Origin of the sequence: Sulfitobacter profundi, assembly GCF_042661425.1 — a bacterium.
Lineage (GTDB): Bacteria > Pseudomonadota > Alphaproteobacteria > Rhodobacterales > Rhodobacteraceae > Sulfitobacter > Sulfitobacter profundi.
Genome location: NZ_JBHSWA010000005.1, coordinates 152676 through 174156, shown reverse-complemented (window position 1 = coordinate 174156; position 21481 = coordinate 152676). Strand labels below are relative to the sequence as shown.

18 protein-coding genes and 4 pseudogenes are annotated in these 21481 nt (G+C 54.5%); 14 read left to right on the top strand and 8 right to left on the bottom strand.

What is annotated here, in order from left to right:
• The 6 genes from ACFQAU_RS22110 to ACFQAU_RS22090 all read left to right on the top strand — a co-directional run.
• Positions 1–362: TadE/TadG family type IV pilus assembly protein (locus ACFQAU_RS22110; protein WP_386285355.1), on the top strand; the 362-nt coding region annotated here is incomplete at its 5' end.
• Positions 331–1500 (top strand): pilus assembly protein TadG-related protein, encoded by a 1170-nt coding sequence (locus ACFQAU_RS22105; protein ID WP_386285352.1) that lies wholly within the window; start codon positions 331–333, stop codon positions 1498–1500. The genes ACFQAU_RS22110 and ACFQAU_RS22105, both read left to right, overlap by 32 nt.
• Positions 1500–1724 carry a hypothetical protein gene (locus ACFQAU_RS22165; RefSeq protein WP_465320861.1) on the top strand — a complete coding sequence of 75 codons (225 nt, stop codon included), beginning with the start codon at positions 1500–1502 and terminating at the stop codon, positions 1722–1724. The genes ACFQAU_RS22105 and ACFQAU_RS22165 overlap by 1 nt, the downstream gene beginning before the upstream one ends.
• A gap of 441 nt (positions 1725–2165) precedes the next feature.
• Positions 2166–3737 carry a DUF4118 domain-containing protein gene (locus ACFQAU_RS22100; protein ID WP_132446880.1) on the top strand — a complete coding sequence of 524 codons (1572 nt, stop codon included), beginning with the start codon at positions 2166–2168 and terminating at the stop codon, positions 3735–3737.
• Positions 3737–4417, top strand: coding sequence for a response regulator (locus ACFQAU_RS22095; protein WP_132446878.1), 681 nt, complete (start codon positions 3737–3739; stop codon positions 4415–4417). Before ACFQAU_RS22100 ends, ACFQAU_RS22095 begins: the two co-directional genes overlap by 1 nt.
• Before the next feature lie 6 nt (positions 4418–4423).
• Positions 4424–5842, top strand: a complete 1419-nt coding sequence (locus ACFQAU_RS22090) for a TrkH family potassium uptake protein (RefSeq protein WP_132446876.1) — start codon at positions 4424–4426, stop codon at positions 5840–5842.
• 316 nt (positions 5843–6158) lie between these two features.
• On the opposite strand, the gene ACFQAU_RS22085 is transcribed toward ACFQAU_RS22090, so the two are convergent.
• Positions 6159–7706 (bottom strand): PAS domain-containing sensor histidine kinase, encoded by a 1548-nt coding sequence (locus ACFQAU_RS22085; RefSeq protein WP_165935626.1) that lies wholly within the window; start codon positions 7704–7706, stop codon positions 6159–6161.
• A gap of 222 nt (positions 7707–7928) precedes the next feature.
• Here ACFQAU_RS22085 and ACFQAU_RS22080 point away from each other — a divergent pair, with 222 nt between their 5' ends.
• From ACFQAU_RS22080 to ACFQAU_RS22070, 3 genes are all read left to right on the top strand, one after another.
• On the top strand, positions 7929–8330 hold the full coding sequence (locus tag ACFQAU_RS22080; RefSeq protein WP_132446872.1) for a response regulator: 402 nt from the start codon (positions 7929–7931) through the stop codon (positions 8328–8330).
• Between the two features lie 170 nt (positions 8331–8500).
• Complete coding sequence (locus tag ACFQAU_RS22075) at positions 8501–8752, top strand: TFIIB-type zinc ribbon-containing protein (RefSeq protein ID WP_132446870.1); 252 nt, start codon at positions 8501–8503, stop codon at positions 8750–8752.
• A 27-nt stretch (positions 8753–8779) separates the two neighbouring features.
• Positions 8780–9241 (top strand): pentapeptide repeat-containing protein, encoded by a 462-nt coding sequence (locus tag ACFQAU_RS22070; RefSeq protein ID WP_240791683.1) that lies wholly within the window; start codon positions 8780–8782, stop codon positions 9239–9241.
• A 68-nt stretch (positions 9242–9309) separates the two neighbouring features.
• On the opposite strand, the gene ACFQAU_RS22065 is transcribed toward ACFQAU_RS22070, so the two are convergent.
• Complete coding sequence (locus ACFQAU_RS22065; RefSeq protein WP_132446868.1) at positions 9310–10275, bottom strand: calcium/sodium antiporter; 966 nt, start codon at positions 10273–10275, stop codon at positions 9310–9312.
• 222 nt (positions 10276–10497) lie between these two features.
• On the opposite strand from ACFQAU_RS22065, the gene ACFQAU_RS22060 reads away from it, so the two are divergent.
• The gene (locus tag ACFQAU_RS22060; protein WP_240791682.1) at positions 10498–11142 is read left to right on the top strand and encodes an exopolysaccharide biosynthesis protein; all 645 of its coding nucleotides are present in this window, start codon (positions 10498–10500) and stop codon (positions 11140–11142) included.
• 97 nt (positions 11143–11239) lie between these two features.
• Here ACFQAU_RS22060 and ACFQAU_RS22055 read toward each other — a convergent pair whose 3' ends face one another.
• The 3 genes and pseudogenes from ACFQAU_RS22055 to ACFQAU_RS22045 all read right to left on the bottom strand — a co-directional run.
• On the bottom strand, positions 11240–11737 hold the full coding sequence (locus tag ACFQAU_RS22055) for an MgtC/SapB family protein (protein ID WP_206054345.1): 498 nt from the start codon (positions 11735–11737) through the stop codon (positions 11240–11242).
• A gap of 472 nt (positions 11738–12209) precedes the next feature.
• A complete protein-coding gene (locus ACFQAU_RS22050; protein WP_386285363.1) occupies positions 12210–12323 on the bottom strand; it encodes an H-NS family nucleoid-associated regulatory protein in 114 nt (37 codons plus the stop codon).
• A 744-nt stretch (positions 12324–13067) separates the two neighbouring features.
• Positions 13068–13289, bottom strand: a pseudogene (locus ACFQAU_RS22045) (transposase); the annotation flags it as partial.
• A gap of 113 nt (positions 13290–13402) precedes the next feature.
• On the opposite strand from ACFQAU_RS22045, the pseudogene ACFQAU_RS22040 reads away from it, so the two are divergent.
• Positions 13403–14433 (top strand): annotated as a pseudogene (locus ACFQAU_RS22040) (IS110 family RNA-guided transposase).
• Positions 14434–14766: 333 nt separating this feature from the next.
• Here the strand turns inward: ACFQAU_RS22040 and ACFQAU_RS22035 are convergent.
• Positions 14767–15537: pseudogene (locus ACFQAU_RS22035) on the bottom strand (IS30 family transposase); the annotation flags it as partial.
• 66 nt (positions 15538–15603) lie between these two features.
• Between ACFQAU_RS22035 and istA the strand changes: the two are divergent.
• Entirely contained in the window at positions 15604–17133 is a 1530-nt protein-coding gene (istA, locus tag ACFQAU_RS22030; RefSeq protein ID WP_132447149.1) for an IS21 family transposase, read from the top strand.
• Positions 17123–17914: an IS21-like element helper ATPase IstB gene (gene istB / locus ACFQAU_RS22025; RefSeq protein ID WP_386279912.1), complete on the top strand. Its 792-nt coding sequence runs from the start codon at positions 17123–17125 to the stop codon at positions 17912–17914. Before istA ends, istB begins: the two co-directional genes overlap by 11 nt.
• A gap of 363 nt (positions 17915–18277) precedes the next feature.
• On the opposite strand, the gene ACFQAU_RS22020 is transcribed toward istB, so the two are convergent.
• The gene (locus ACFQAU_RS22020; protein ID WP_165935607.1) at positions 18278–19651 is read right to left on the bottom strand and encodes a sensor histidine kinase; all 1374 of its coding nucleotides are present in this window, start codon (positions 19649–19651) and stop codon (positions 18278–18280) included.
• A 407-nt stretch (positions 19652–20058) separates the two neighbouring features.
• A pseudogene (locus ACFQAU_RS22015) lies at positions 20059–20214 on the bottom strand (transposase); the annotation flags it as partial.
• Between the two features lie 230 nt (positions 20215–20444).
• Here ACFQAU_RS22015 and ACFQAU_RS22010 point away from each other — a divergent pair.
• Positions 20445–21461: a Fe(3+) ABC transporter substrate-binding protein gene (locus tag ACFQAU_RS22010; protein ID WP_132446264.1), complete on the top strand. Its 1017-nt coding sequence runs from the start codon at positions 20445–20447 to the stop codon at positions 21459–21461.
• Positions 21462–21481: the final 20 nt, after the last annotated feature.

The window sequence follows — 21481 nt, the reverse complement described above, 5'->3', positions numbered from 1 at the left end:
ATCAGGGCTCTGCTACGATTGAATCAGTGATCTGGCTGCCGATTTTCGTTTTTGTACTAGCGATAATCATGAACGTCTCGATGGTATTTTTCTATGAGTCGCAGTTGACGCGGATTGTACATGATGGCAACCGCGCCTTTTCCCTAGGTCGTCTTCCCGATAGTATAGCCGTTCAGGATTACATTATCGGACAGGTTGCACATCTCGATGCCGATATAAACGTTGCAACTACGATCTCAGGGGGCTTCGTAAAGACGGACCTCACAGCTTCCGCTGGAAAATTGATGCCGTTGAATTTAGCCAGGAGCACGTTTGACAGCGTGCAAATTCTTGTCAGCGCTCAACATATCGTGGAGTTTTGAGGCTGTGCCTATAAAAGCTCATCTCAAGTGGGTTCATAAAGAAGATGGAGCCATTACGCTTCTTTCCCTCTTCCTGCTCTTGATATGTCTCATTCTTGGTGGGCTTGCCGTCGATATTAACAAAGTAATCTCTGAACGGACACAACTACAAGTGGCTGCCGATAGTGCGGCTCACGCTGCACTTTACAGCCGAGAAAAACACAGTCCAGACGAATCCATCGCGAGGGCAACTGAAACCGTAGCATCTATGCTGCCTCCAAACCAGTTCGGTTATAATGCTCTATTGGCTACTGATGTGAGTTTTGGGAAATGGGATTTTGCGGAACAGAGCTTCGTTCTAGATCCAAATTCTAGGTCTGCGGTGCAAGTTCACGCAATGATGGAGGAGGCCCGGGATAATGCCTCGCGCAACTTTCTACTCCGCCTAGTCGGCCGCGATACATTCGATGTCAGAGTCGAGTCAGTTTATTCTACATATTATCCAGGCTGCTTTACCGAAGGTTTCGTTGCCGAGGGCGTAGTGGATGTCCAATCAAACAACAATTTCTCAAATGGCTTTTGCATTCATTCAAATGAATACGTCAGCATGAATCAGAACAACTATTTTGAACCAGGAACTGTTGTATCGATGCCGAACATCGATGACCTCGACATCCCAAGATCTGGTTTCGAAAAGAACGACGGCCTGCAAACTGCTCTTCGGAACGGAAAGTACCGTCTGCGGTTGCTCAATCAATTGCCTGATATCATCGATAGCTTCTGGACGGCAGAAGCTGAGCATCTGCCGCCGTATGTCAGCCCTAGCTATTACTACGACATCGATCTAAGAGAATTCCCCGGTCTCCCGCCAGGGGAACCAGAACCGAAGGGAAACACCAACTCACTGAACTCTTATCACTTCAAACAAAATGCAGTGAATCGTATGATTTGTGGTGGTTCTGGCTCTATCACCATGGACGCTGGTCTCTACAGTGAATTTGTTTTCATTTCCGATTGCGAGATCAAGTTTTCTAATGGTGTTGTCTTGGAAGATGTGGTGATCGCAACAACTCATGAGGGAGCAACATCCTTAAACTCCCTCAAGGCTTACAGATTGGCCGTGATGATGATTGCACAGAAGGTGGCGGTGCTTCGCTGATGACCCTCGGAGGTTTCAAGGTCGCCTCCTCTCTGAGCGTCTACAATGGACAAGTCTTGGCGATGGGGGACATTACCTTTTCTGCTAATGCAGATGGAGTTAATGGGGCATCGTTCATTTCCTACGGCCAAATTGACGGAACAAGCAACATGGATATGGGCTTTTGCCGGAACTCTGGCATGGAGAATGCGTATCGAGCTCCATACTTCAGAATGGTAAATTAAGAAATTTTTCTGTCATTGCATGCGGCTCTTAAGTTCAGGCCTCCGGGCATCTAGGGCGCGATCCACTAGAAACACGTAAATCGCTCCTGACTGCCCCTCTCTTCACTTAGCCGTAATCTGCTTTCACCCACCCAAGACATTGGCCTACCTAGTTGGAAATCTCCGTTCTTAACGGATTGAATTCCTTATCATTGATCGTGCTCAACTAGACCTCGTATTGCTGCTCCAGCATGCTTGTCCCCATTGAACCTCACGTCCAACGGGGACCCAAGGCGGCTCTTGAGAAAACCGATAACTATCGCCAGAAATCACTGCTTCTGTCTGCAACTCCAGCGATCGCTCCTAATCAACGCGCAGCCCTAACTTTTATGCTTTTTTTATACGAGCTAGTGAAAACAAGCATAGCGTCTTTACGTGCTCTCGATGCAAAAGTAGCGCTGAATGCTCCAAGATGCTGTGATTTCTGAGGTAAACCCAATCAACCGTCCTCGCCAAATGCCGATATTCAGACTTCACCGTGCACGGACGCATGCAGGAAGCCGCAGCTATCTGGGCGCCTGTCTAGTGATGGTTATGGTCACGTTTGCAGCCAGGGTGCTGGAAGCCACCTTACCAGTTGGCGAGTTAACTCTTGTCTTCATGGCTGGTGTCGTTGTTGTTGCATCGTTCGGCGGTCCCGGGCCTTCAATCCTGGCATCCTTTGCTGGGTTCGCTGCATACAATTACTTCTTCACTGAGCCACGCTTCACATTCCGTGTCCTACAAGAAGCTGATTTGGTAACCCTTGGCTTGTTTCTTCTGGCCTCCTTTGTCACCGGCAGTTTGGCTGCGCGACTTCGGACCCGCGCCATGGCGCTACGTGGGAGTGTGGAGCGTATCACGATCCTTCATGAGTTCGCTCAGCAGATTGCGCGTGCGCCTTCGTCGCAGGCTGTGGCGCACGCCGCAGTGGATCATGTCACCGCCACAATGGGCGTGGAGGTGGCGCTGTTTCGCACTTTTGCAGATGCTGTCGAAAAGATTGCTTACAGCCCGGCATTAGCGGTTGAGAACGAGGGTATCAAAGAGGCCTGCGGCCGAACGATTGCCTCTGGGGAGCCTGTCATTGTCGCCAGCAATTCAGCAATTTCCCCCGAGTGGTTGATCTTACCTGTGCGTGCTGGCGAAGAAACATTGGCTGCGCTTGGTATTCGGTCTAGAGCCATCGAACGCGATGATCGACGTCTGCTGGAAGCTTTTGCAAGCCAGTTGGCATTGGCTTTTGAACGTACTGATCTCACGGAAACGCTCGAAGCTGCCCGCCTCGCGACGGAAACTGAAAAATTGCGCTCGGCACTTTTATCATCAGTCAGCCATGATCTGCGAACGCCTTTGGTCAGCATTATCGGTGCTGCATCTACTTTAGCAGAAGGGGGCGACCGCTACACTGAACCAATGCGCCAAGACTTGGCCGAGACGATCCGGGAGGAAGGCGAGCGTCTGGACCGCTATGTGCAGAACCTTCTGGACATGACACGTCTGAGCCATGGAGCGCTTCGGCCTCGATGCGTGGCCTCCGATTTGCTCGAGATTATCGGAAATGCCCGGCGGCGGCTCCGCAGTAATCTCGCCCCCTACAAGATTGTACTAAGCCTGCCCGACAGCATGCCGTTAATTGATGTTGATCCCATCCTGATCGAACAGCTCTTGGTCAATGTGCTGGACAATGCCGCCAAGTATGCACCGGATAATTCTGAAATTTTGTTATCCGGGCACGCGGAAAGCACTTGGTTGAAACTTGCAATCAGTGATCAGGGGCCTGGCATACCGGCGCAGGCACGCAGCGACGTTTTTGAGATGTTTTACCGCGTGACGGCGGGCGATACGCAGCGCGCCGGGACGGGCCTTGGCCTCGCGATCGCGCGCGGCATCGTCGATGCGCATGGCGGTGACATCTATGTTCAGGCAACCAACCCAGACGAAAGCGGGACGACAATCGTCTTTCGCCTGCCGATCGCCGGTCAGGGGGTCTGATGGCCCGTATTCTTGTTATTGACGACGAAGATCAGATCCGACGCTTTTTGCGGATCGCGCTGGAATCCGAGGGGCATACTGTTCTTGAGGCCGCAACCGGCCGGGAGGCTATCGTGCAGGCCGCCACAGGTGCGCCGGATCTGCTGGTTCTTGATCTTGGGCTGCCGGATCGGGACGGAAAAGATGTGCTACGAGACATTCGTACTTGGTCAAATCTGCCGGTTCTTGTTCTGTCAGTGCGCGCCGATGAGACTGAAAAAGTGGCAGCGCTCGACCTTGGGGCGCAGGACTATGTGGCGAAACCCTTTGGTACGCGCGAATTGCTTGCGCGGTTGCGCGCCTTGCTTCGGGACCGTGGCACCGAACAGCAGGACATTTCCCGGATTGAGATTGGCGGACTTATTCTAGATGTCGCTGCACATTCAGCACATTTGGACACCCAGGCCCTCAGTTTGACGCCCAAAGAGTTTCAATTGCTCTGGCTTCTTGCCTCCCATCCCGGTCGGCTGGTGACACAGCGCATGGCGCTCGAAAAGGTCTGGGGCGCGGCTCACGCCGAAGACAGCCAGTATCTACGGGTATTTATCCGGCAGCTGCGCACCAAACTTGGCGACGATGCGACGGACCCCGTCTGGATATTTACCGAGCCCGGCATCGGCTACCGGTTCCGCGAGAGCTAGGGCGGCATGGCAATCGTGGTATTCATCAACGGCCTACTTTTGCTCGGCCTTGGCGTTCTAATGGCCTTCGATGCGCTCATCTTCCCCGCAACGCGGGTGGTATTCTTCGAGGCAGCGTTGATCACCATGTCCATTGGGGGTGGTGTTTGTGTCAGCGCTATGGGTCGCAGCCCAGGATTGGACCGTCGGCATTCCTTCCTTCTCACCGGCAGCGCATGGTTCGTCGCGGCTTTGGCAGGGGGCCTTCCTCTGTGGCTTTGGGGGCTGTCTTTTTCCGACGCGTTCTTTGAATCCATGTCGGGGATTACCACCACCGGCTCAACCGTAATGACGGGACTCGACAACACGGATCACGGCATCTTGCTTTGGCGGGCACTGCTTCAATGGATCGGCGGGGTCGGTTTCATTGTCGCAGGCATAGCTCTGCTGCCAATCATGCGCGTTGGTGGCATGCAGCTTTATCAAACAGAAAGCTCAGAAAAAGGGGAGAAGGCACTCGCCAGTGCCGCTCGGTTTGCTTCAGCAACGGTCTGGATTTATCTTGCCCTGACCTTCATTTGCGCCATCGCCTACCTTTCTGGCGGCATGACCGGATTTGAAGCGCTCGTACACGCCTTCACGACCGTATCATCCGGCGGCTACTCTACCTCAGATTCCTCATTCGGCCTTTTCGAAAGCGCTTACCTGCAATGGATGGGAACGTTTTTTATGCTGACAGCGGCCCTGCCGTTCGCGTGGTATATCCGCGTGCTGACAAGGGGCGCCTTCCGTAGCGAACAGATTCGCGCCCTGCTCATCTCTCTGTCATCGGCGATTTTCATCCTGACACTATGGCGTGTCATTACAACACACACACCGCTTCTTGAGACCCTGCGGCTGGTGGCTTTCAATGTCGTCTCGGTTGTAACCACCACAGGATTTGCGACAACCGACTATACGCTTTGGGGACCCTTTGCAGCGACTACCTTTTTATGCCTCACGGCCCTGGGTGGATGTACGGGCTCTACATCGGGAGGCGGAAAAATGATGCGATGGGTGGTCGTGATCCGCAGCGTATACGCCCAGATGCGGCATATTCATCAGCCTCATGGAGTTTTTCCAACCCGCTACGAAGGGCGGGTGGTCGACTATGATGTTATCAACGGGGTGATGACCTTCTTCACCCTCTATGCTGCTACAGTAATGGGCCTCGCAGTTGCTCTTAACTCGTTCGGTTTGGACATGACGACCTCAATTAGCGGTGCCCTCACCGCAGTGGCTAATGTCGGGCCCGGTCTAGGCAACATCATAGGCCCGGCAGGCAACTTCTCCTCGCTACCCGATGGGGCAAAATGGCTGCTGTCCTTGGGCATGTACGCTGGTCGGCTAGAGATGCTGACGGTCTTCGTACTTCTCTCTCCGTCGTTCTGGAGAGAATTGGTGTAGGAGGCGCCTGTCATACTTGGTGAGGCCTCCCCGCAAGAAATTGCCTTCCACCAGATAGAAACTTTTTGGCGAAGCGGCCTTGTGCGCCGTTTGCTGATCTACGGAGAACACGATGCGTCTAGATGATCTGGAGAAGGAAAAAAGCGCGATAAGATTAAGCAGCGACGGCTATTTATCTGGGCCGTGATGCCCTCTATGGCGGTTCTGTGCACCTTTACTCTTTACGTTGCGATCAACCACTTCTTCGGCGGGTCCTTTTGAATCTGAGTGGGCGAAAGTGGCGGTACTTCCCGTCACCCTCCTCGCTGAGGTGAATTCATTGCGAAGGGCAGGCGGGAAGCGTGATAAGAAACTCAGCCCCCGGCCCACCACAGGCCTCGATTGATAGCTCACCGCCCATTCTTCGGATCGCCTGGCGGGAAATAGTGAGCCCGAGGCCGATACCCTGCTGCGCTCTTGTGTCAGATGTGTCTTGCTGCCAGAAAGGCTGAAATATCTTCTCCTGAAGATTACCGGGAATGCCGGGGCCTGAATCTTTTACACGGATGCTTAATTGGCTTGTATCCCTCGCGATTATAACCCGAACCTCAGTATCCTCAGGAGAAAATTTAGCAGCATTTGAGAGCAGGTGCCTAAGCGCTTTATCCAACAGAACCGGATCGCATTTCCAGGAGATCTCGCTTTCCTGTAGGATCATGCGGGCTGAACTTTTATGCTGATCCATGACGGGTTGGCTCTTCAGCAGCGCCTCTCCTAAAATTTCGATAATATTTGTTTCAGTCAGGTTGAGGGATAAAGCTCCGCCTGACACTTGTTCGAAGTCGAGTAGATCTTCCAACGCCGTGCGCAACCGGTCACCGCCGCGTTTGGCAATTTTTACAAGCTGCTGCACTTTTTCTATTGGACCATTGGGACAAACGACGTCGAGCATATCCAGCGCCCCTACGACTGCCGTCACGGGCGTGCGTAATTCATGAGCAATGATGGACATGAACTCGTTCCTGAGGAAATCCAACTTCCGAGCCTCAGTTATGTCTAAGACCTGAGTTATGTAGTGCAAAGGTTGGCCATAATCGCTCCGCACAAGAACCACGCAGAGATGCCCCCAAACGATCTCTCCATCGGGGCGCACATACCTTTTATCGAGTTCGAAAGCGTCAATTTCACCACTTAAAAGTTTTTGGACTTTCAAAAGGCAACTATCCAGATCGTCCTCATGCGTTATGGACTGGAAATCTGTGCTTCTCAGTTCTTCTTCTGAATAGCCAAGGAAGGCAGTCATTGCTGCATTTGTCGCCAGCCACTGACCCTCCAATGAAACCAAGGCTGTTCCGATGGGGGCATTGTTCATCAGAGACCTAAATTGTTCTTCGCTACCTTGCAGCGCTATCTCGGCGCGTTTTCGGTCTGTAATGTCTCGTTGCGTGCCGACCAAGTTGAGAGCATTCCCCTGAGCATCCCACTCAGTTGCTTCGGCATCTGTACGCATCCAGAGCCAGTCCAGCCCATCACGTGAACGTAGCCGATATTCTACTGCCACCCGGGGAGCTTGGCCATTTACGTAATCAGCCAATGCACGTTCGATAAGCACTTCGTCGTCAGGGTGGATTCTCTTTCGCCATTCTGTTTGAAAGTCGACGCCGTCGGACAGGTCGACATCCATAAGATCACGCCAAGTTGCTGAGACATTCGAGGTGTCTGCAACCAGATCGAGTTCAAACACGGCTATCCGAGCAGCTGCCAACGCCGTTTCCATAGTTTCGATCGCTATGGCATGCGGTACGCTATTTACCGGAGCATCTCGACCTTTAAGCTGGTCGGTCGGACAACTTGCAGGAGAGGCGCTGTGCGTATGTTTTTTCATAGGTACACCTTCCTCGGACAAGTGCATTTTTTAGCGATGCGAGCCATTGCTACTTAACCATCCTCCTAGCGTGGAGGAAAGAATCCGACGGATACTCAATGTTGTTAAATATTTGTCGGGAAAATGGCTTTAGTGAGGAAGGGGGGCAGGTCAATTGAAAATGACATAGAACGCTTATCTAGCAATGATATGTAAATCTCAGCGCATAGGAATATCTCTGTTATGATCGTTAGTGATGCATGCGGCGTTCTCGTCGTAGAAGCTGATCCATTTTTGCGCCTCGCGGCCATGGGCCTTGTGGAGGATGCGGGCCTCTCGGGATACGCTGCTGCACATTCGGCCAACGCGTTCACAGTTCTCACTTCGAATAATGACATAGGCATCATGTTCACAAATATTGAGATGCCTGGCTCACTAAACGGTTTAGAACTGTCAAAGATTGTGCGCCGCAGATGGCCGCACATTGCGATCATTGTCGCATCCGGAGCCTCAAATGTGGCGGCAAACAGTCTTCCTACCGGCACGACATTTATTGCTAAACCCTATCAGCCCGAGACTGTTATAGCTTTTTTGAAAGAGGCCGCTTCATCTGATCGTTGGGATGCTGCGCACCGCGTGATCTAGCTCGCACCCGGAGAGCAGGCATGCACTCCACTTTATATGACCATCTGGAACTTGGCTGGCTCCGCTCCAGCCGCTCAAACGCACAGCGATTCTGGCGAGAATAAATTTGAAGTGGTTGCAGTTTGCATCGCGGGTGCCCAATTAACTTAGGAATGAAGGAGGCTTAACCGATGCAATGTCCGATCGATGGAACCCAGCTGGTGATGACAGATCGCTCCGGTGTAGAAATTGACTACTGCCCTCAATGTCGTGGGGTTTGGTTAGACCGAGGCGAGCTAGACAAGATCATTGAACGCTCGGGCCCCGAACCTGCACCCCGTGAGGTCGCCTCCTTGCGCAACTCCGGACAAGATCACGGTCATGGCAGGCCCTATAAAAAGAAGCGGCGCGAAGGCTTCTTGAGCGAGCTTTTTGATTTTTAGAGGCCTTATAGGCTTAGGTGGTACTTCTTGAAAAATTCTGCGTTTCGGACGAGCCGCCTCGGCGTGCTTCTGGCTGTCGCTTCGCTCTTTGGCACGTCCGCGATCGGGCAGGAACCGGAGCAAGAGAAACAATTGCGTATGCTCGGAAGATGTCCCGGCTGTGCCTTCGAGCAGCTGGACCTTACGGGTCGGAAACTGACCGGAATAGACCTGACCGAAGCTGAGCTTCGAGACGTGGACTTCTCTGAAGCAGGCCTCAATCTTTCGCTGTTTGATTATGCAACCTTGGAGAATGTCTCCTTTGACTCTGCCGATCTGACGGGCGCCAGCTTCACCGGCGCCAAGCTCATCAACGTGTCGTTCGAAAACACGGTTCTGAAGGCCGCTGTTTTTGAAGATGCCGTTTTGGTCGACACTGATCTTGATGCTGGGATCTACTGCAACACGCAGGTGCCAGATGAGACGATGGTCAGCACAGAATGCGATTGAGCGGCCATCTAATCGGTCTGGCTTGAGCTACATCTTCATGCGACCCCGGCCGGGGATATTCAGGAAGGCTAGCTGATCGCGCCGCTTTGGAATAAGTATCCAATGTAGACAGCGTAGCCCGCTATGAACAGGAAGCCTGCTACTCGACCAATGCGCTTGGCTGCAAACAAAATCACCGCTAGGCCGCATGACAGAAGCAGCATGAACACCATGTCAAACCCTTGAAACCGGTCGCTGACTTCGATGGGGACAATCGCGGATGTGATCCCGAGGATCGCCAAAACGTTGAAAATATTACTCCCGATCACATTGCCTATGACTACGTCAGACTGTTTTTTAAGGGCCGCAGAGATAGATGTGGCAAGTTCAGGCAGGGAGGTGCCGATGGCTACGAGGGACAGGCCAATCACAGCATCGGAAACCCCAAAGGCTTTGGCGATTGATCCTGCACCTGTCACTAGAAGGTTTGCGCCCGCCACGAGTGCTATGATGCCACCTACAACAAAGACGGCGGCTACGCTCGTTCTGGAAACGCCAGAGCCTTCGAAGTTTTCGGCCTCATGCTCAAACATCTTGGAGTCACGGCTGCGTTTTTCCATCCAAAACGTCGCACCGAGGTAGACAGCTAAAACCGCCAGCAACAGAGCGCCCTCGAGCCGGTCCAAAAACGCTCCTTTGAGCAGACCAAACAGCGCGAAAGCGACCAAGGCCGCTACCAGAGCTTCCCGTACAGCAGACCTATCCCAACCGGCGATCGGCATGATTAGGGCACCTGCGCCGATAATAAGAAGAATATTGGCGATATTGCTCCCGACCACATTGCCCAGAGCAATCTCAGGGGCTCCGCTGAATGCGGCCTTCAAGGAGACCAGCAACTCCGGTGCTGAGGTGCCAAACCCCACGATGGTCAGTCCGATGACCATTTTGGAGAGCCCAGCCCGTTCGGCAATTGACACGCTACCGCGTACAAGCCCTTCACCACCCGCGAAGAGCAGAATGAGGCCAGCTGCGATGTAGATCAGATCAACGCCCATGCGGTCTCAGCTCGTAAGAATATTGCATTGGCTCTTGGTTCCCTCAGGTTCATACCCAAATAGAGTTCCATCCAGTTCTCTACAAGAGTGGAACAGGGCGGATTCCAAAGGGACCTGCCAACCAATGCGCCGGGCAGATTGGCCCCAAGTTAAAGGCAGGCCAATGACGACCATCCGAGAGACATTTTTCTTAACGCCTCCCCATCGGGGCTTAGGAGAATTGTGACAATCAACTCCAGTTTTCCACTGTCGAAAAGGCAAAGAACCGTTAAAAGTCGTTCTCTATCGTTCAATTTGCTTTGCGTGCTTCGGAGTGAGCGCCAGCGCAACGCGATACCCCTTGGTCATCTCTTAGAACGGTTGGGGGAGCGGTCATTCGGTTGGGCCATTCTGCTCTCATCCCTAATTAATCTGTTGCCGCTGCCTCCCGGCGCCACGCTTGTAACGGCCATCCCCCTGGTGTTCTTTAGTGTTCAACTGGTGCTAGGGCGTTCTTATATTTGGCTGCCGCCTTGGATTGCCAAACGGTCATTGTCCTGTTCCGCTCTGAGAAATACTGTGCTGCGTCTACGGCCGATTTCCCGACGCGTTGAGCGCCTGACTCGACCGCGCCTGCAAGGCGTATTCCAACCCAAAACTGAGCGACTAATCGGATTGCTTCTTTTGGGAATCGCCGTGGCACTGTTTGTGCCTTTACCGCTCAGCGGGTGGTTTCCTGCTATTTCGCTTTTCGTCGCAGGTATTGGCTTCGTTGAACGCGACGGACTGGTTGTCCTTGCAGGTATCGGCATGGGGCTGGCTTCGATAGTCCTGACGGTTCTCGTCGCGTTGTCAGTTGCAGCCGGAGCGGATGCCATAATGCATTGAGGGTGCCCTACGTAATTTAAACCAAATACCTATTACGTTGGATACAGCCCCTTGGAACGACAGGCCACCGGGCGGGGTAAAGGGGAACCTAATAGGGTTATTGTCCTTCTTGGGCCCCGTTAGGCCTAACCGAAGACGGTAGGATGCGCGGGATAACGGCTAGGATGATCAGCACGATCACCGTCGCTAGGACCGCAGTTGCCTCGAGACCGAGCCCCGCAACGATACCAATCCCAGCGGTAGCCCAAATGTTTGCAGCGGTCGTCAGACCTTGGACCTTTTGTTCTGCTGCGCGAATAATGATCGCTCCTGCGCCCAAAAAGCCAATGCCCTGAATAATACCTTGCAGAACCCGGGACATGTCTGGTGTGGGCATGCCACTTTGTAATGGTCCAATCACGAAGAGCGCCGCACCTACAGCCACCAGCATATGGGTGCGCACCCCGGCGCTTCGCGCCTTGAGTTCTCGTTCATAGCCAAGCAATCCTCCCAGAAACGCGGCCAACACCAAGCGAAGTGTTATACTGGTCATGGTCGACAAGTCCGGAATATCGGAAAATTCGTTGATGATGGTTGCCCAGACTTCTTGCCACACGGGTTTAATCCTTATTCAGCGCAACCTCGGCCGAGGTGCAACAACACCAGGGCGTCCCAGAACACCCTGCGCAGTAATCGCTAGGGTAACAGCCTTACAAGCGCCACTCAGTATTCAAAGAAAGTTTGGGAACATGAGCGGGCACTCCGATCCTGAAAAGCTCTATGATCACCTAAAAGCTCAGCGCAGACCGTTAACGAGATTGCTTTTTAGAGATACTTGTTGTGGCCCGTCTGTAGCTGTCCTGTAGGCCTAATGAGGTCATTCTGTAGGCGCCTTGTAGACGTGACGCTGAAGGAGGACTTCTCTCCCGAGGCCTTATGCCGATCGGTATAAAGGGGGTGGGCGAAATGCTGGTAGCTGCGCATCAGGGAAAAACCATTCTGAAATGCGCAGCTAACCATCAGTCTCGCTCCCCGGATGTCAGGTACTTTTCGGTCCCGAAATAGTTGAAATTCTAGGCTTCCACCGGTCAGATACGCATAGCATCGGGCGCGGTGCCGCTCTCGACCTGACTACGGAACCAATTCGGCTGTCGGCCCTTACCCGTCCAGGTCTGTTTCTTATCGTCTGGATTGGCATAAATTGGTTTTGAGGGCTTCGAAGTTTTCTTAATCTTGGCCCGCTTTTTCGCAGGAGCTGAGGGTTGCGTTTCAGAAATTTCCCTAAGGAAAATCCAAATTCTGCGGCCGCTTTAGTAGCAGCTTTTCTTGCCTCTCTCTGATCCCGGGTTCGAGCAGCGTCCAATGCCTTTTTCACATCAGACAAAAGCCTTTCGAGTTCTTTACGGGACATTGCTTTCAGGTCACTTTTGGTAAACATATCAACCTCTATTTCAGATATGCCCCCATATACGTATCACTACACACCAACGTCGACCCTCTAAGGACGTGGAGGCTCAGTATTTTCTTTTCCCCGCAAAGCAGATTAGAAAGGATGGGCACCAAGGGCCGCCCTATATTTACTACTGCCCTCATACTCCTTCATGCCGCTTGTTAGTTCCTGGAAGAGCGCTATAAACATCGTCGGCAATATGACCATTGTCAGCGTCGAACTTCAGTTTGAGCTCGGAATCAAACCCCACGGTCGACTAGGTTCAAAAGTCAAATTGCCCGGGTTGCAGAACCAAAGGCTATCCGAGGATGAAGTACCAGGCACTTAAAGCCAATCCAGTGGCAATGACGAACCAACGGATCAGGCGCTGCGACACCAGCCGTCCGACAACCACGCTCCCCCAGCCTCCCAGAATGCTTGCCGTTGCGACAATCGCAACCGCCCGATTGTGAGCGATACCTGAACCGCGACTCCTGTCGAGCTCAGGGTAGGGGTGTCATCGCATTTCCTCCAATATCTTTTCGCGAAAGACCTCGGCTGGCGTTTTCCATCCCAGGCACTTGCGCGGCGTGTTGTTGAGGCGATCACAGATCACCTTCATATCGTGATCTGTGCATTGCCGGATGTCGCGTTTGCGGGGCAGCCACCTTCGAAGGCGTCGGTTTGTGTTCTCGACTGTGCCTTTCTGCCAGGGGCTGGAGGGGTCGCAAAACATGGGGTAATCGCTCTGTCACTCCGCGTTTCGTCATGGCAGCGAAATGTTTTTTCTTCGGTATGATCCAGAGCGTGATCCGAAAGGGTCTTGTTCGAAGCAACAGATGGAGATTGAGCATGGGCCAGTACATAGGGCTTGACGTTTCGTTGAAGGATACCGCGATCTCAATCCGAGAAGACGGCAAAAGAGTATGGCGCGGGAAATGTCCCTCAGACCCGGGTATTATTGCGCAGACGGTTCGGAAGCATGCGGACGACCCCGTGAACGTCGTTTTCGAAGCTGGCCCACTCGCCACTTGGTTCTATCATGCTTTAACGGGGGAAGGACTTCGGGCGATCTGCATTGAGGCACGGCATGCCCAGAAAATTTTGGGTGAGACGTTGAACAAGACCGATGCAAACGATGCTGAGGGATTGGCCAAACTTGCCGAAACCGGCTTCTATAAGGCTGTTAGGGTCAAGTCGTTCGAAGCGATGCTGATCCGGTCATTGGTTGCAGCCCGCACGCAACTCCTGGCCATCACGACACAATTGACCAATCAGATCCGTGGTTTGATGAAGACTTTCGGTCTTGTCGTGCCCAAGAGCAAAGGCCGGGTGTTCGTAGAAAAGGTTAACGGTCTGCTGGACGGACATGTCGAGTTGAAAGGGATCATCTATCCGCTGCTCGAAGCCTGGCAAGCTGTCAGGGAGCAGGCGTCTACACTCAGCCGCCAGCTCTTGTTGGCGGCGCGACAGTGCCGAAGCACGCGTTTGCTTATGACGATACCAGGCATCGGGGCGATCACAGCAGTTTCCTATGTGGCCGCTATCGAAGACCCGAAGAACTTTCCGAAGTCCCGATCTGTCGGCGCATGGCTTGGCCTCACCACACGCCGATACCAATCGGGAGAGATGGATTTTAACGGTCACATCTCCCGAAGGGGGATCAACGATTGCGTGGGCTGCTCTACGAGGCTGCGACCTCGTTGCTTACGAGGACTCGAGCCGAAACGGTCAGTGATCTAAAAACCTGGGGGCTTCAATTGCGCGAACGCCTTGGCTTTAAGCGGGCGGCGGTCGCCGTTGCTCGCAAACTCGCCGTCATCATGCATTCCATGCTGAAGACCGGTCAAACCTTTATTCCAACGCGCGAGGAACTCGCCTAAGGTACTGTCCCTCGCACACCGAGCTCAGCGCATCATAACTTGATGCGAGGAGGCGTCCCTGTCGTGGACGGAGGTCAGGCCAATCCGAAAGACGTGGCAGCAGCTGTTACAGACTGCGTGCAAAACAAAGGAAGGCTTCACCTGCGGAACCCAGAATGCGGCAGCCAAGTGTTGACCGCGAAGACAACCATGCCCCGGACACACGCATGACCTCAATCACGTGAACGTGCTGAGAAGGAACTGAGCAAGAACCGGAGATCGAAATGCTCTGAAGGCATTTCGATAGGCCGTGCTTTTGCATCAAGACTTGACTGCGGCCTTGCGATTAGACAACCACGTCTGGGTTCCGATCTCGGCTTGGAGGTGCGGCCAACTGACAAACTCGGTTCCGCGGTCAAAAGTAATGGATCGACGGGCGACGAGGGGGAGGTCTTTGAGAGACTTCATGATCTTTCCCATGACCGGTTTGGTGCGCTTATTCGGGTTCTTCAGGATCACGGTGAAGCGGCTGACGCGCTCAACCAATGAGGTAACGTTGGACTGGCCAAGCTTTTGTTTGAACAGCATCAAATCAGCTTCCCAATGGCCAAACTGACGGCGATGAGCGACATCATCGGGTCGGAACAGAATACTGACATCGCGGTGGAATTTGGGTTCTCTGCGCCTTCTGGTGCGACGTGGTCTGCGGGCGACACGATGGGTCGGTAGATACCACCACAGGTCTTCGCGCTGACCTTCCTTGGAATAGATGTAGCGATAGATGGTTTCCTGACAGACCCTGAGGGGAGCGCGCTCGTGGATCATACGGTTACTGATCTGCTCTGGTGTCCAGCCGTTCTTTATACGCTCGATCACGCGCTTTCGAAGCTCAGGATGTTTGATCAGTTTGCGCTCTCGAGCACGACGTTCCGCTTGCATCAGGTTCGCAGCGGCACCGTAATAGCCATCGCATCCAGGCATGTTTTCATCCGAGAAATTGTTGCGCTTTAGCTCGCGGAATATCGTTGATCTGCAGCGCTTCAGAACGCGCGCCATCTCATCGACAGGGACCTTTGCGTGTTGATTGTCACCGAGAACTGACCCGGCAACTGCAGAAATTGTCATTGAGAATTGACCCATGTGTAACCTTGCCCCTGCTTGAATCAGCTGGGAGCTATTGGAGTGTTAGACATGGGATTTCTGAGGATTATTCGGAAATGGGCTCTGCGAGACAAGATGCCCATCCGCGAGATTGCGCGCCGGACAGGGGTGTCTCGCAACACGATCAAGAAGTATCTGCGGACAGGGATAGTTGAGCCCGAGTTCCAAATTTTGGACCGACCGAGCAAGTTAGACCCTTATGCTGAGAAGCTGACAGGCTGGTTGCTGTCTGAGCAGCGTAAATCACGCAAGGAACGGCGAACGGCCAAACAGATGCATGCAGATCTGGTTCAGCTCGGCTTTGATGGTTCATATGAGCGTGTCGCGGCCTTCGTGCGGAACTGGAAGGGCGAACGCCAGCGTGCTCAACATACGACTGACCGGGGTGTTTTCGTGCCCTTGGTCTTTCAGCCGGGCGAGGCGTTCCAATTCGATTGGAGCGAGGACTGGGCCTATGTCGGCGGCGAGCGCCTCAAGCTTCAGGTCGCTCATATCAAGCTGTCGCACAGCCGCGCATTTCTGGTGCGGGCCTATCTACTGCAAACGCATGAGATGCTGTTTGATGCCCACTGGCATGGCTTTCGGGTGTTTGAGGGTGTTCCGGGGCGTGGCGTCTATGACAACATGAAGACAGCCGTTGACCGGATTGGTGTCGGCAAGAAGCGCGATGTAAACGCACGGTTCCTTGCGATGACCAGCCATTATGTCTTTGACCCTGAGTTCTGCAATCCTGCGGCAGGGTGGGAGAAAGGTCAGGTTGAGAAGAATGTGCGCGACGCCCGCCATCGGCTTTGGCAACTCATGCCCGCCTTTCCGGACCTCAATGCGCTGAATGAATGGCTGGAGGAGCGCTGCAAGCTTCTCTGGGCCGAGACACCGCATGGCAGATTGCCTGGCAATATTGCGGATATCTGGGACGCCGAGAAGGCCGCGCTGATGCCACTGCCCACAATGTTTGACGGCTTTGTCGAGCAGAGCAAGCGGGTATCCCCCACTTGTCTGATAGCATTCGACCGTAATCGCTACTCAGTGCCTGCCAGCTTTGCGAACCGCCCTGTCAGTCTCCGCATCTATCCTGAACGGCTGGTCATCGTCGCCGAAGGCCATGTGGTCTGCACGCATGAGCGCATTATTGAACGCTCACACCGTCAGCCAGGGCGCGTTATTTATGACTGGCACCATTATCTGGCGGTGGTTCAACGCAAACCCGGCGCGCTGCGCAACGGGGCGCCCTTCGTTGAGATGCCAGAAGGGTTCCGGAAGCTGCAGGATCATATGTTGCGTAGGCCAGGTGGTGACCGCGAGATGATCGACGTCCTATCCTTGGTCCTCCACCATGACGAACAGGCCGTGCTTTGCGCAGTAGAAATGGCGCTGGAGGCGGGCGTACCAACAAAAACCCATGTCTTGAACCTACTTCACAGGCTGGTGGATGGCGCACCGATAGACCAGCCCGATGTGACCCCGCCTGCGGCCCTTTCTTTGAATAAGGAGCCCGAGGCCAATGTCGCACGATATGACGGGCTACGCACCACGGGAGGAACACGTCATGCGTCATGATCCCGCCGGTGCTGCCATCGTCATCATGATGCGTAGCCTGAAGATGCCAGGCATGGCTCAGGCCGTGCAGGACCTGCATGAGCAGGGATCGCCTGCTTTCGATGCAGCGATCCCCATGTTGTCGCAGCTGCTTAAAGCCGAGATTGCTGAACGTGAGGTGCGTTCCATTGCCTACCACATGAAGGCAGCACGCTTTCCGGCATACAAAGACATCTCTGGCTTCGACTTTGGCGCCAGCGAAGTCCGTGAAGCTTTGGTCCGCCAACTTCACCGATGCGAGTTCATGGACGCGGCTGAGAATGTAGTGCTGATCGGAGGCCCTGGAACGGGAAAATCGCATGTCGCTACCGCCCTCGGCATTCAAGCAATCGAGCATCATCGCAAGCGTGTGCGCTTCTTCTCCACGGTCGAGTTGGTCAATGCGTTGGAGCAGGAAAAGGCCCAAGGCAAGGCAGGAAAGATCGCCGAGGTGCTGGTGAAAGCCGATTTAGTGGTCTTGGATGAGCTGGGATACCTGCCGTTCAGCGCTACGGGTGGCGCGTTGCTGTTCCACCTTCTAAGCAAACTCTACGAGCGCACCAGCGTCGTCATCACAACCAACCTGAGCTTTAGCGAATGGGCCAGCGTGTTCGGTGATGCAAAGATGACCACCGCGCTCCTCGACCGCCTCACACATCGTTGCCACATTCTCGAGACCGGCAATGACAGCTACCGGTTCAAGGCCAGCTCCGCGACAGCCAAACAGAAACGAAAGGAAAAAGCGGCATTGACGCCATCATAACGCAAAGAACATAACAACTGGGTGGGTCAAGTCTCGGTGAAAATGCCGGGTCAGTTCTCGGTGACAATCAACACGCAGCTTTCACACAGTCATATCCTCGGCATAGTCGGCCCACAGGCTAAACGCGGCAGCCCGGGAGTGGCGGTAGGTGGGCCAACTAATCCAATAGTATGATCAATTGAGGCGCGTCGAGCCAACACGTCCATTAAGGAGTTCAGGCGCTTAGTCACTCCCTCTTGGCGTGACGTCACCCCAGCCTCCGAGTTAGGATGGAGGCGGACATCCCGTGGGCCACGGCCGATCCGAAGATCGCGAGGCTGACAGGTTCAACCCTGCCTGCCGTAGCCCCGTTCCACAGGCTTTCTATACTCGCTGATCATCTCCAACGACATGGATATGGGCTTCCAGTCCACAGGCGAGATAGCAGAGGTCCACTCGATGTGGCGGAGGAAGGGCACCACGGCGCAATAGCTGGGTGCCAAACCCCACATGCTCAGGCTTGGTCACCGGGGGACCGCCGTGCTCCTTCCAGTGCAGCTCCAGCGTCCCCTCAACGGTGCTCTGCCAGCTTACATCGATACCGCCAGCCGGGACCGAAAGCGCGCCATGCTTGACGGCATTGGTGGCGAGTTCATGGAGCGCCATGGCAAGGCCGGAAATCGCCTTGTTCGGAACGAGCACCTGTGAGCCCTCGACCCTGATTTTACAGGCCTCATCCTTGAACGGGGCCAGCACGTGGTCGACAAGCTCCGAAACCGCGAGCGCACGGGCTTCTTTTCCGAACATCAAATCGGTGGCGGCCGACATCGCGCGCAGACGCGCCATAAAGCTTTCGTAGTGCGCGTCCCGGGCCCAGGTTCGACCGGCGATCGCTCCCATCAATGCTGCCAGGTTCTTCAGCCGGTGGCGAAGTTCATCGGCGACAGTTGCGATGCGTTCTTCCTGTCGTGCCTGTTCGGTAATGTCGAACACCACCCCGATTGCACGTTCCCGCCCGGTATGATCGACCGGCGCCAGCGCGGCCCTGAGCAGAAACACTCGTTCCGATCCATCAGGAAACAGATGACGCACCTGTGTCTGAAGCTTGTTTTCACCACTTGCCCGCGCCTCTGCTCCAGCCTTTGCGAGGCGCTCGCCCTCGCCCGGAGCATAGCGCGCCCGGAAATCATCAGCAGCGGGCTTGGCATCGTCCGGGAAACCGTAGAGCCGGTTCAACTCTACCGAGGACGTGACGATATCGCTCTCGAGATCGATCTCCCAGACAGCCATCTGGGCGGCATCGAGTGCAATGCGCAGCCGTGCCTCGCTTTCAGTCAGGGCGCGCCGCATTTCCTCCCGCTCGGTGATATCCTCGATCGAGCCGCTGTAATGAACGGCCTGGATCTTGCCCTCGACCTCAGCAAACCGCGCTACCCCATGAGCTCTCACCCACCGAAGTTCACCGGTGTCAGGGCGCGTGATCCGATAGACATAGCTCTCCTGTAAGCGGTTCTCCGGATCGAGGGCGTGCTCCAGCGCGGCAAGCATATCGGCAGCATCATCGGGATGGGTTAGCGAGCGCACTGTGGCGAAAGTTGCTGGCTCATCTTGCGAAAGACCCTGAATCTCTCGCGCAAGAGAAGAAAAATAGATCTCGTCCGACCGAAGATCCCAGTCCCAGACACCAACTCCTGCGGCAAGGCAGGCAAGTTGATAGGGATCGCTGTCGCGGGGTTCCGACCTCTCTTCGTTTTGCATGTGTGGCATATCCTTATTTCCCGCCACCGGCCACTTTGAACAGGAAGCCAAGAATGGGCAAGCGAAACGCTTTGGTGACAACACTGACGTCTGCCTAAAAGCCGCAGCCTATTCATCTTATGCCAAAAGACGGCGTCATCCCGTCTAATTTGCTGGGCAGGCTTCAAGTTTTCGAATCGCGCACCTCTTGAGACTGAGGTTATGGCGGAGTTTCGGCAGCGGTCATTGCCATCGGAGCGTCAGGGGCTGAAGGGATCGATGATCTTCGATCCCTGCTTGCAGAATGGCAGGAGATCAATGCCATCGTAATGATCGTCCTGCACCGGCCTTGGGAGAAAGACACTCATCTGCGCCAAATCTTGCAACGTGCGGCGCGAGCGCCTTTCCTGTAGGGCTTTTCGCGTTTGCTGCGGTGCAGGAAAGATCTTGACCAATTTCCGGAGATTTTGGGCGGTTGCGGCGAGCAGGAATTCGTCATTTGCACCGCATGGGCCACGTAATCAGAGCCTTCCGAGGCCGAGGGTGCGCTTGAGATGCGTGAAGAGCATCTCGACCTTCTTCCGGAGCTACCTTCTAGGCAGCCACGGAATGTCCTATTGCGCAGCCAGACAAGTCGAGATGTTTGTTCCGCCCTCATAGCCCGGCCTCTCGGTGCGCTCAATGGCTGATGGTCTGCGTCGGGAAATGGTGCCGGACCTTCTGACCGATTTTATCGGAATTGGTTGCAGGGGCGTCTAAAATCTGTTTCTTACTGTTTCAGTCAAGTTACTCCAAACTGGAACAGGACCCTGATATGACCTTCTGCAAAACATCGACTGCCGCCGCCGCGCTGATGTCGCTGGCACTACCCGCGCTGGCCGATGGCGAGTTGAACCTCTACTCCGCCCGTCACTATGACACCGATGAGCGCCTTTACTCCGACTTTACCGAAGCAACTGGCATCACCATTAACCGCATCGAAGGCAAGGCCGACGAACTGCTGGCCCGTATGGAAGCCGAGGGTGCCAACTCCCCCGCCGACTTGCTGCTGACCGTCGACACCAGCCGCCTCAAGCGCGCCAAAGACATGGGCCTGCTGCAAGCGGTGGAGAGCGACACGCTTGAAGAGCGCATTCCCGGCAATCTGCAAGACGACGACAACCAGTGGTTCGGCCTGTCGCAGCGCGCGCGGATCATCTTCTTTAACAAAGAGACGCTGGACACCCCACCCGCGACTTACATGGACCTCGCCGATCCTGCCTACAAAGGTCAGGTCTGCATCCGGTCCTCGACCAACACCTACAACCAGACTCTGTTGGCTGCCATCGTGACGCACGAGGGTGAAGAAGCCGCGACCGAATGGGCACAGGGCGTGGTCGACAACATGGCGCGCGCACCGCAGGGCGGTGACACCGACCAGCTGCGCGGCATCGTCTCGGGTGAATGCGACATCGCGGTATCCAACAGCTACTATTTCGCCCGCGCGATCCGCACCGATGTGGACGGCGTGAGTGCCGATATCGACAAGATCGGCCTGATCTGGCCGGACCAAGAAGGCAACGGCGCGCATATGAACCTCTCCGGCGGCGGCGTGGCCAAGAACGCGCCGAACCGTGAGAATGCTGTGAAGTTCCTTGAGTATCTCGCCTCTGATCAGGCGCAGGTCTATTTCTCGGCCGGTAACGATGAGTTCCCGACGGTGGAAGGCGTTGAACTGGCTGATAGCGTAAAGCAGTTGGGTGAGTTCAAAGCCGACGAGGTGAACCTGTCGGACGTGGCCGAGAACATCGGCACCGCGCAGAAAATCTTTGACACGGTTGGCTGGGAATAAGACTTCACATCAAGTAACGC

What these genes read in the sequence shown, in the direction of transcription:
- ACFQAU_RS22165 (WP_465320861.1), top strand. Translation starts at nt 1,500, where the DNA reads ATGACCCTCGGAGGTTTCAAGGTCGCCTCCTCTCTGAGCGTCTACAAT.
- ACFQAU_RS22100 (WP_132446880.1), top strand. Translation starts at nt 2,166, where the DNA reads ATGCTCCAAGATGCTGTGATTTCTGAGGTAAACCCAATCAACCGTCCT.
- ACFQAU_RS22095 (WP_132446878.1), top strand. Translation starts at nt 3,737, where the DNA reads ATGGCCCGTATTCTTGTTATTGACGACGAAGATCAGATCCGACGCTTT.
- ACFQAU_RS22090 (WP_132446876.1), top strand. Translation starts at nt 4,424, where the DNA reads ATGGCAATCGTGGTATTCATCAACGGCCTACTTTTGCTCGGCCTTGGC.
- ACFQAU_RS22085 (WP_165935626.1), bottom strand. Translation starts at nt 7,706, where the DNA reads ATGAAAAAACATACGCACAGCGCCTCTCCTGCAAGTTGTCCGACCGAC.
- ACFQAU_RS22080 (WP_132446872.1), top strand. Translation starts at nt 7,929, where the DNA reads ATGATCGTTAGTGATGCATGCGGCGTTCTCGTCGTAGAAGCTGATCCA.
- ACFQAU_RS22075 (WP_132446870.1), top strand. Translation starts at nt 8,501, where the DNA reads ATGCAATGTCCGATCGATGGAACCCAGCTGGTGATGACAGATCGCTCC.
- ACFQAU_RS22065 (WP_132446868.1), bottom strand. Translation starts at nt 10,275, where the DNA reads ATGGGCGTTGATCTGATCTACATCGCAGCTGGCCTCATTCTGCTCTTC.
- istA (WP_132447149.1), top strand. Translation starts at nt 15,604, where the DNA reads ATGGGATTTCTGAGGATTATTCGGAAATGGGCTCTGCGAGACAAGATG.
- istB (WP_386279912.1), top strand. Translation starts at nt 17,123, where the DNA reads ATGCGTCATGATCCCGCCGGTGCTGCCATCGTCATCATGATGCGTAGC.
- ACFQAU_RS22020 (WP_165935607.1), bottom strand. Translation starts at nt 19,651, where the DNA reads ATGCAAAACGAAGAGAGGTCGGAACCCCGCGACAGCGATCCCTATCAA.
- ACFQAU_RS22010 (WP_132446264.1), top strand. Translation starts at nt 20,445, where the DNA reads ATGACCTTCTGCAAAACATCGACTGCCGCCGCCGCGCTGATGTCGCTG.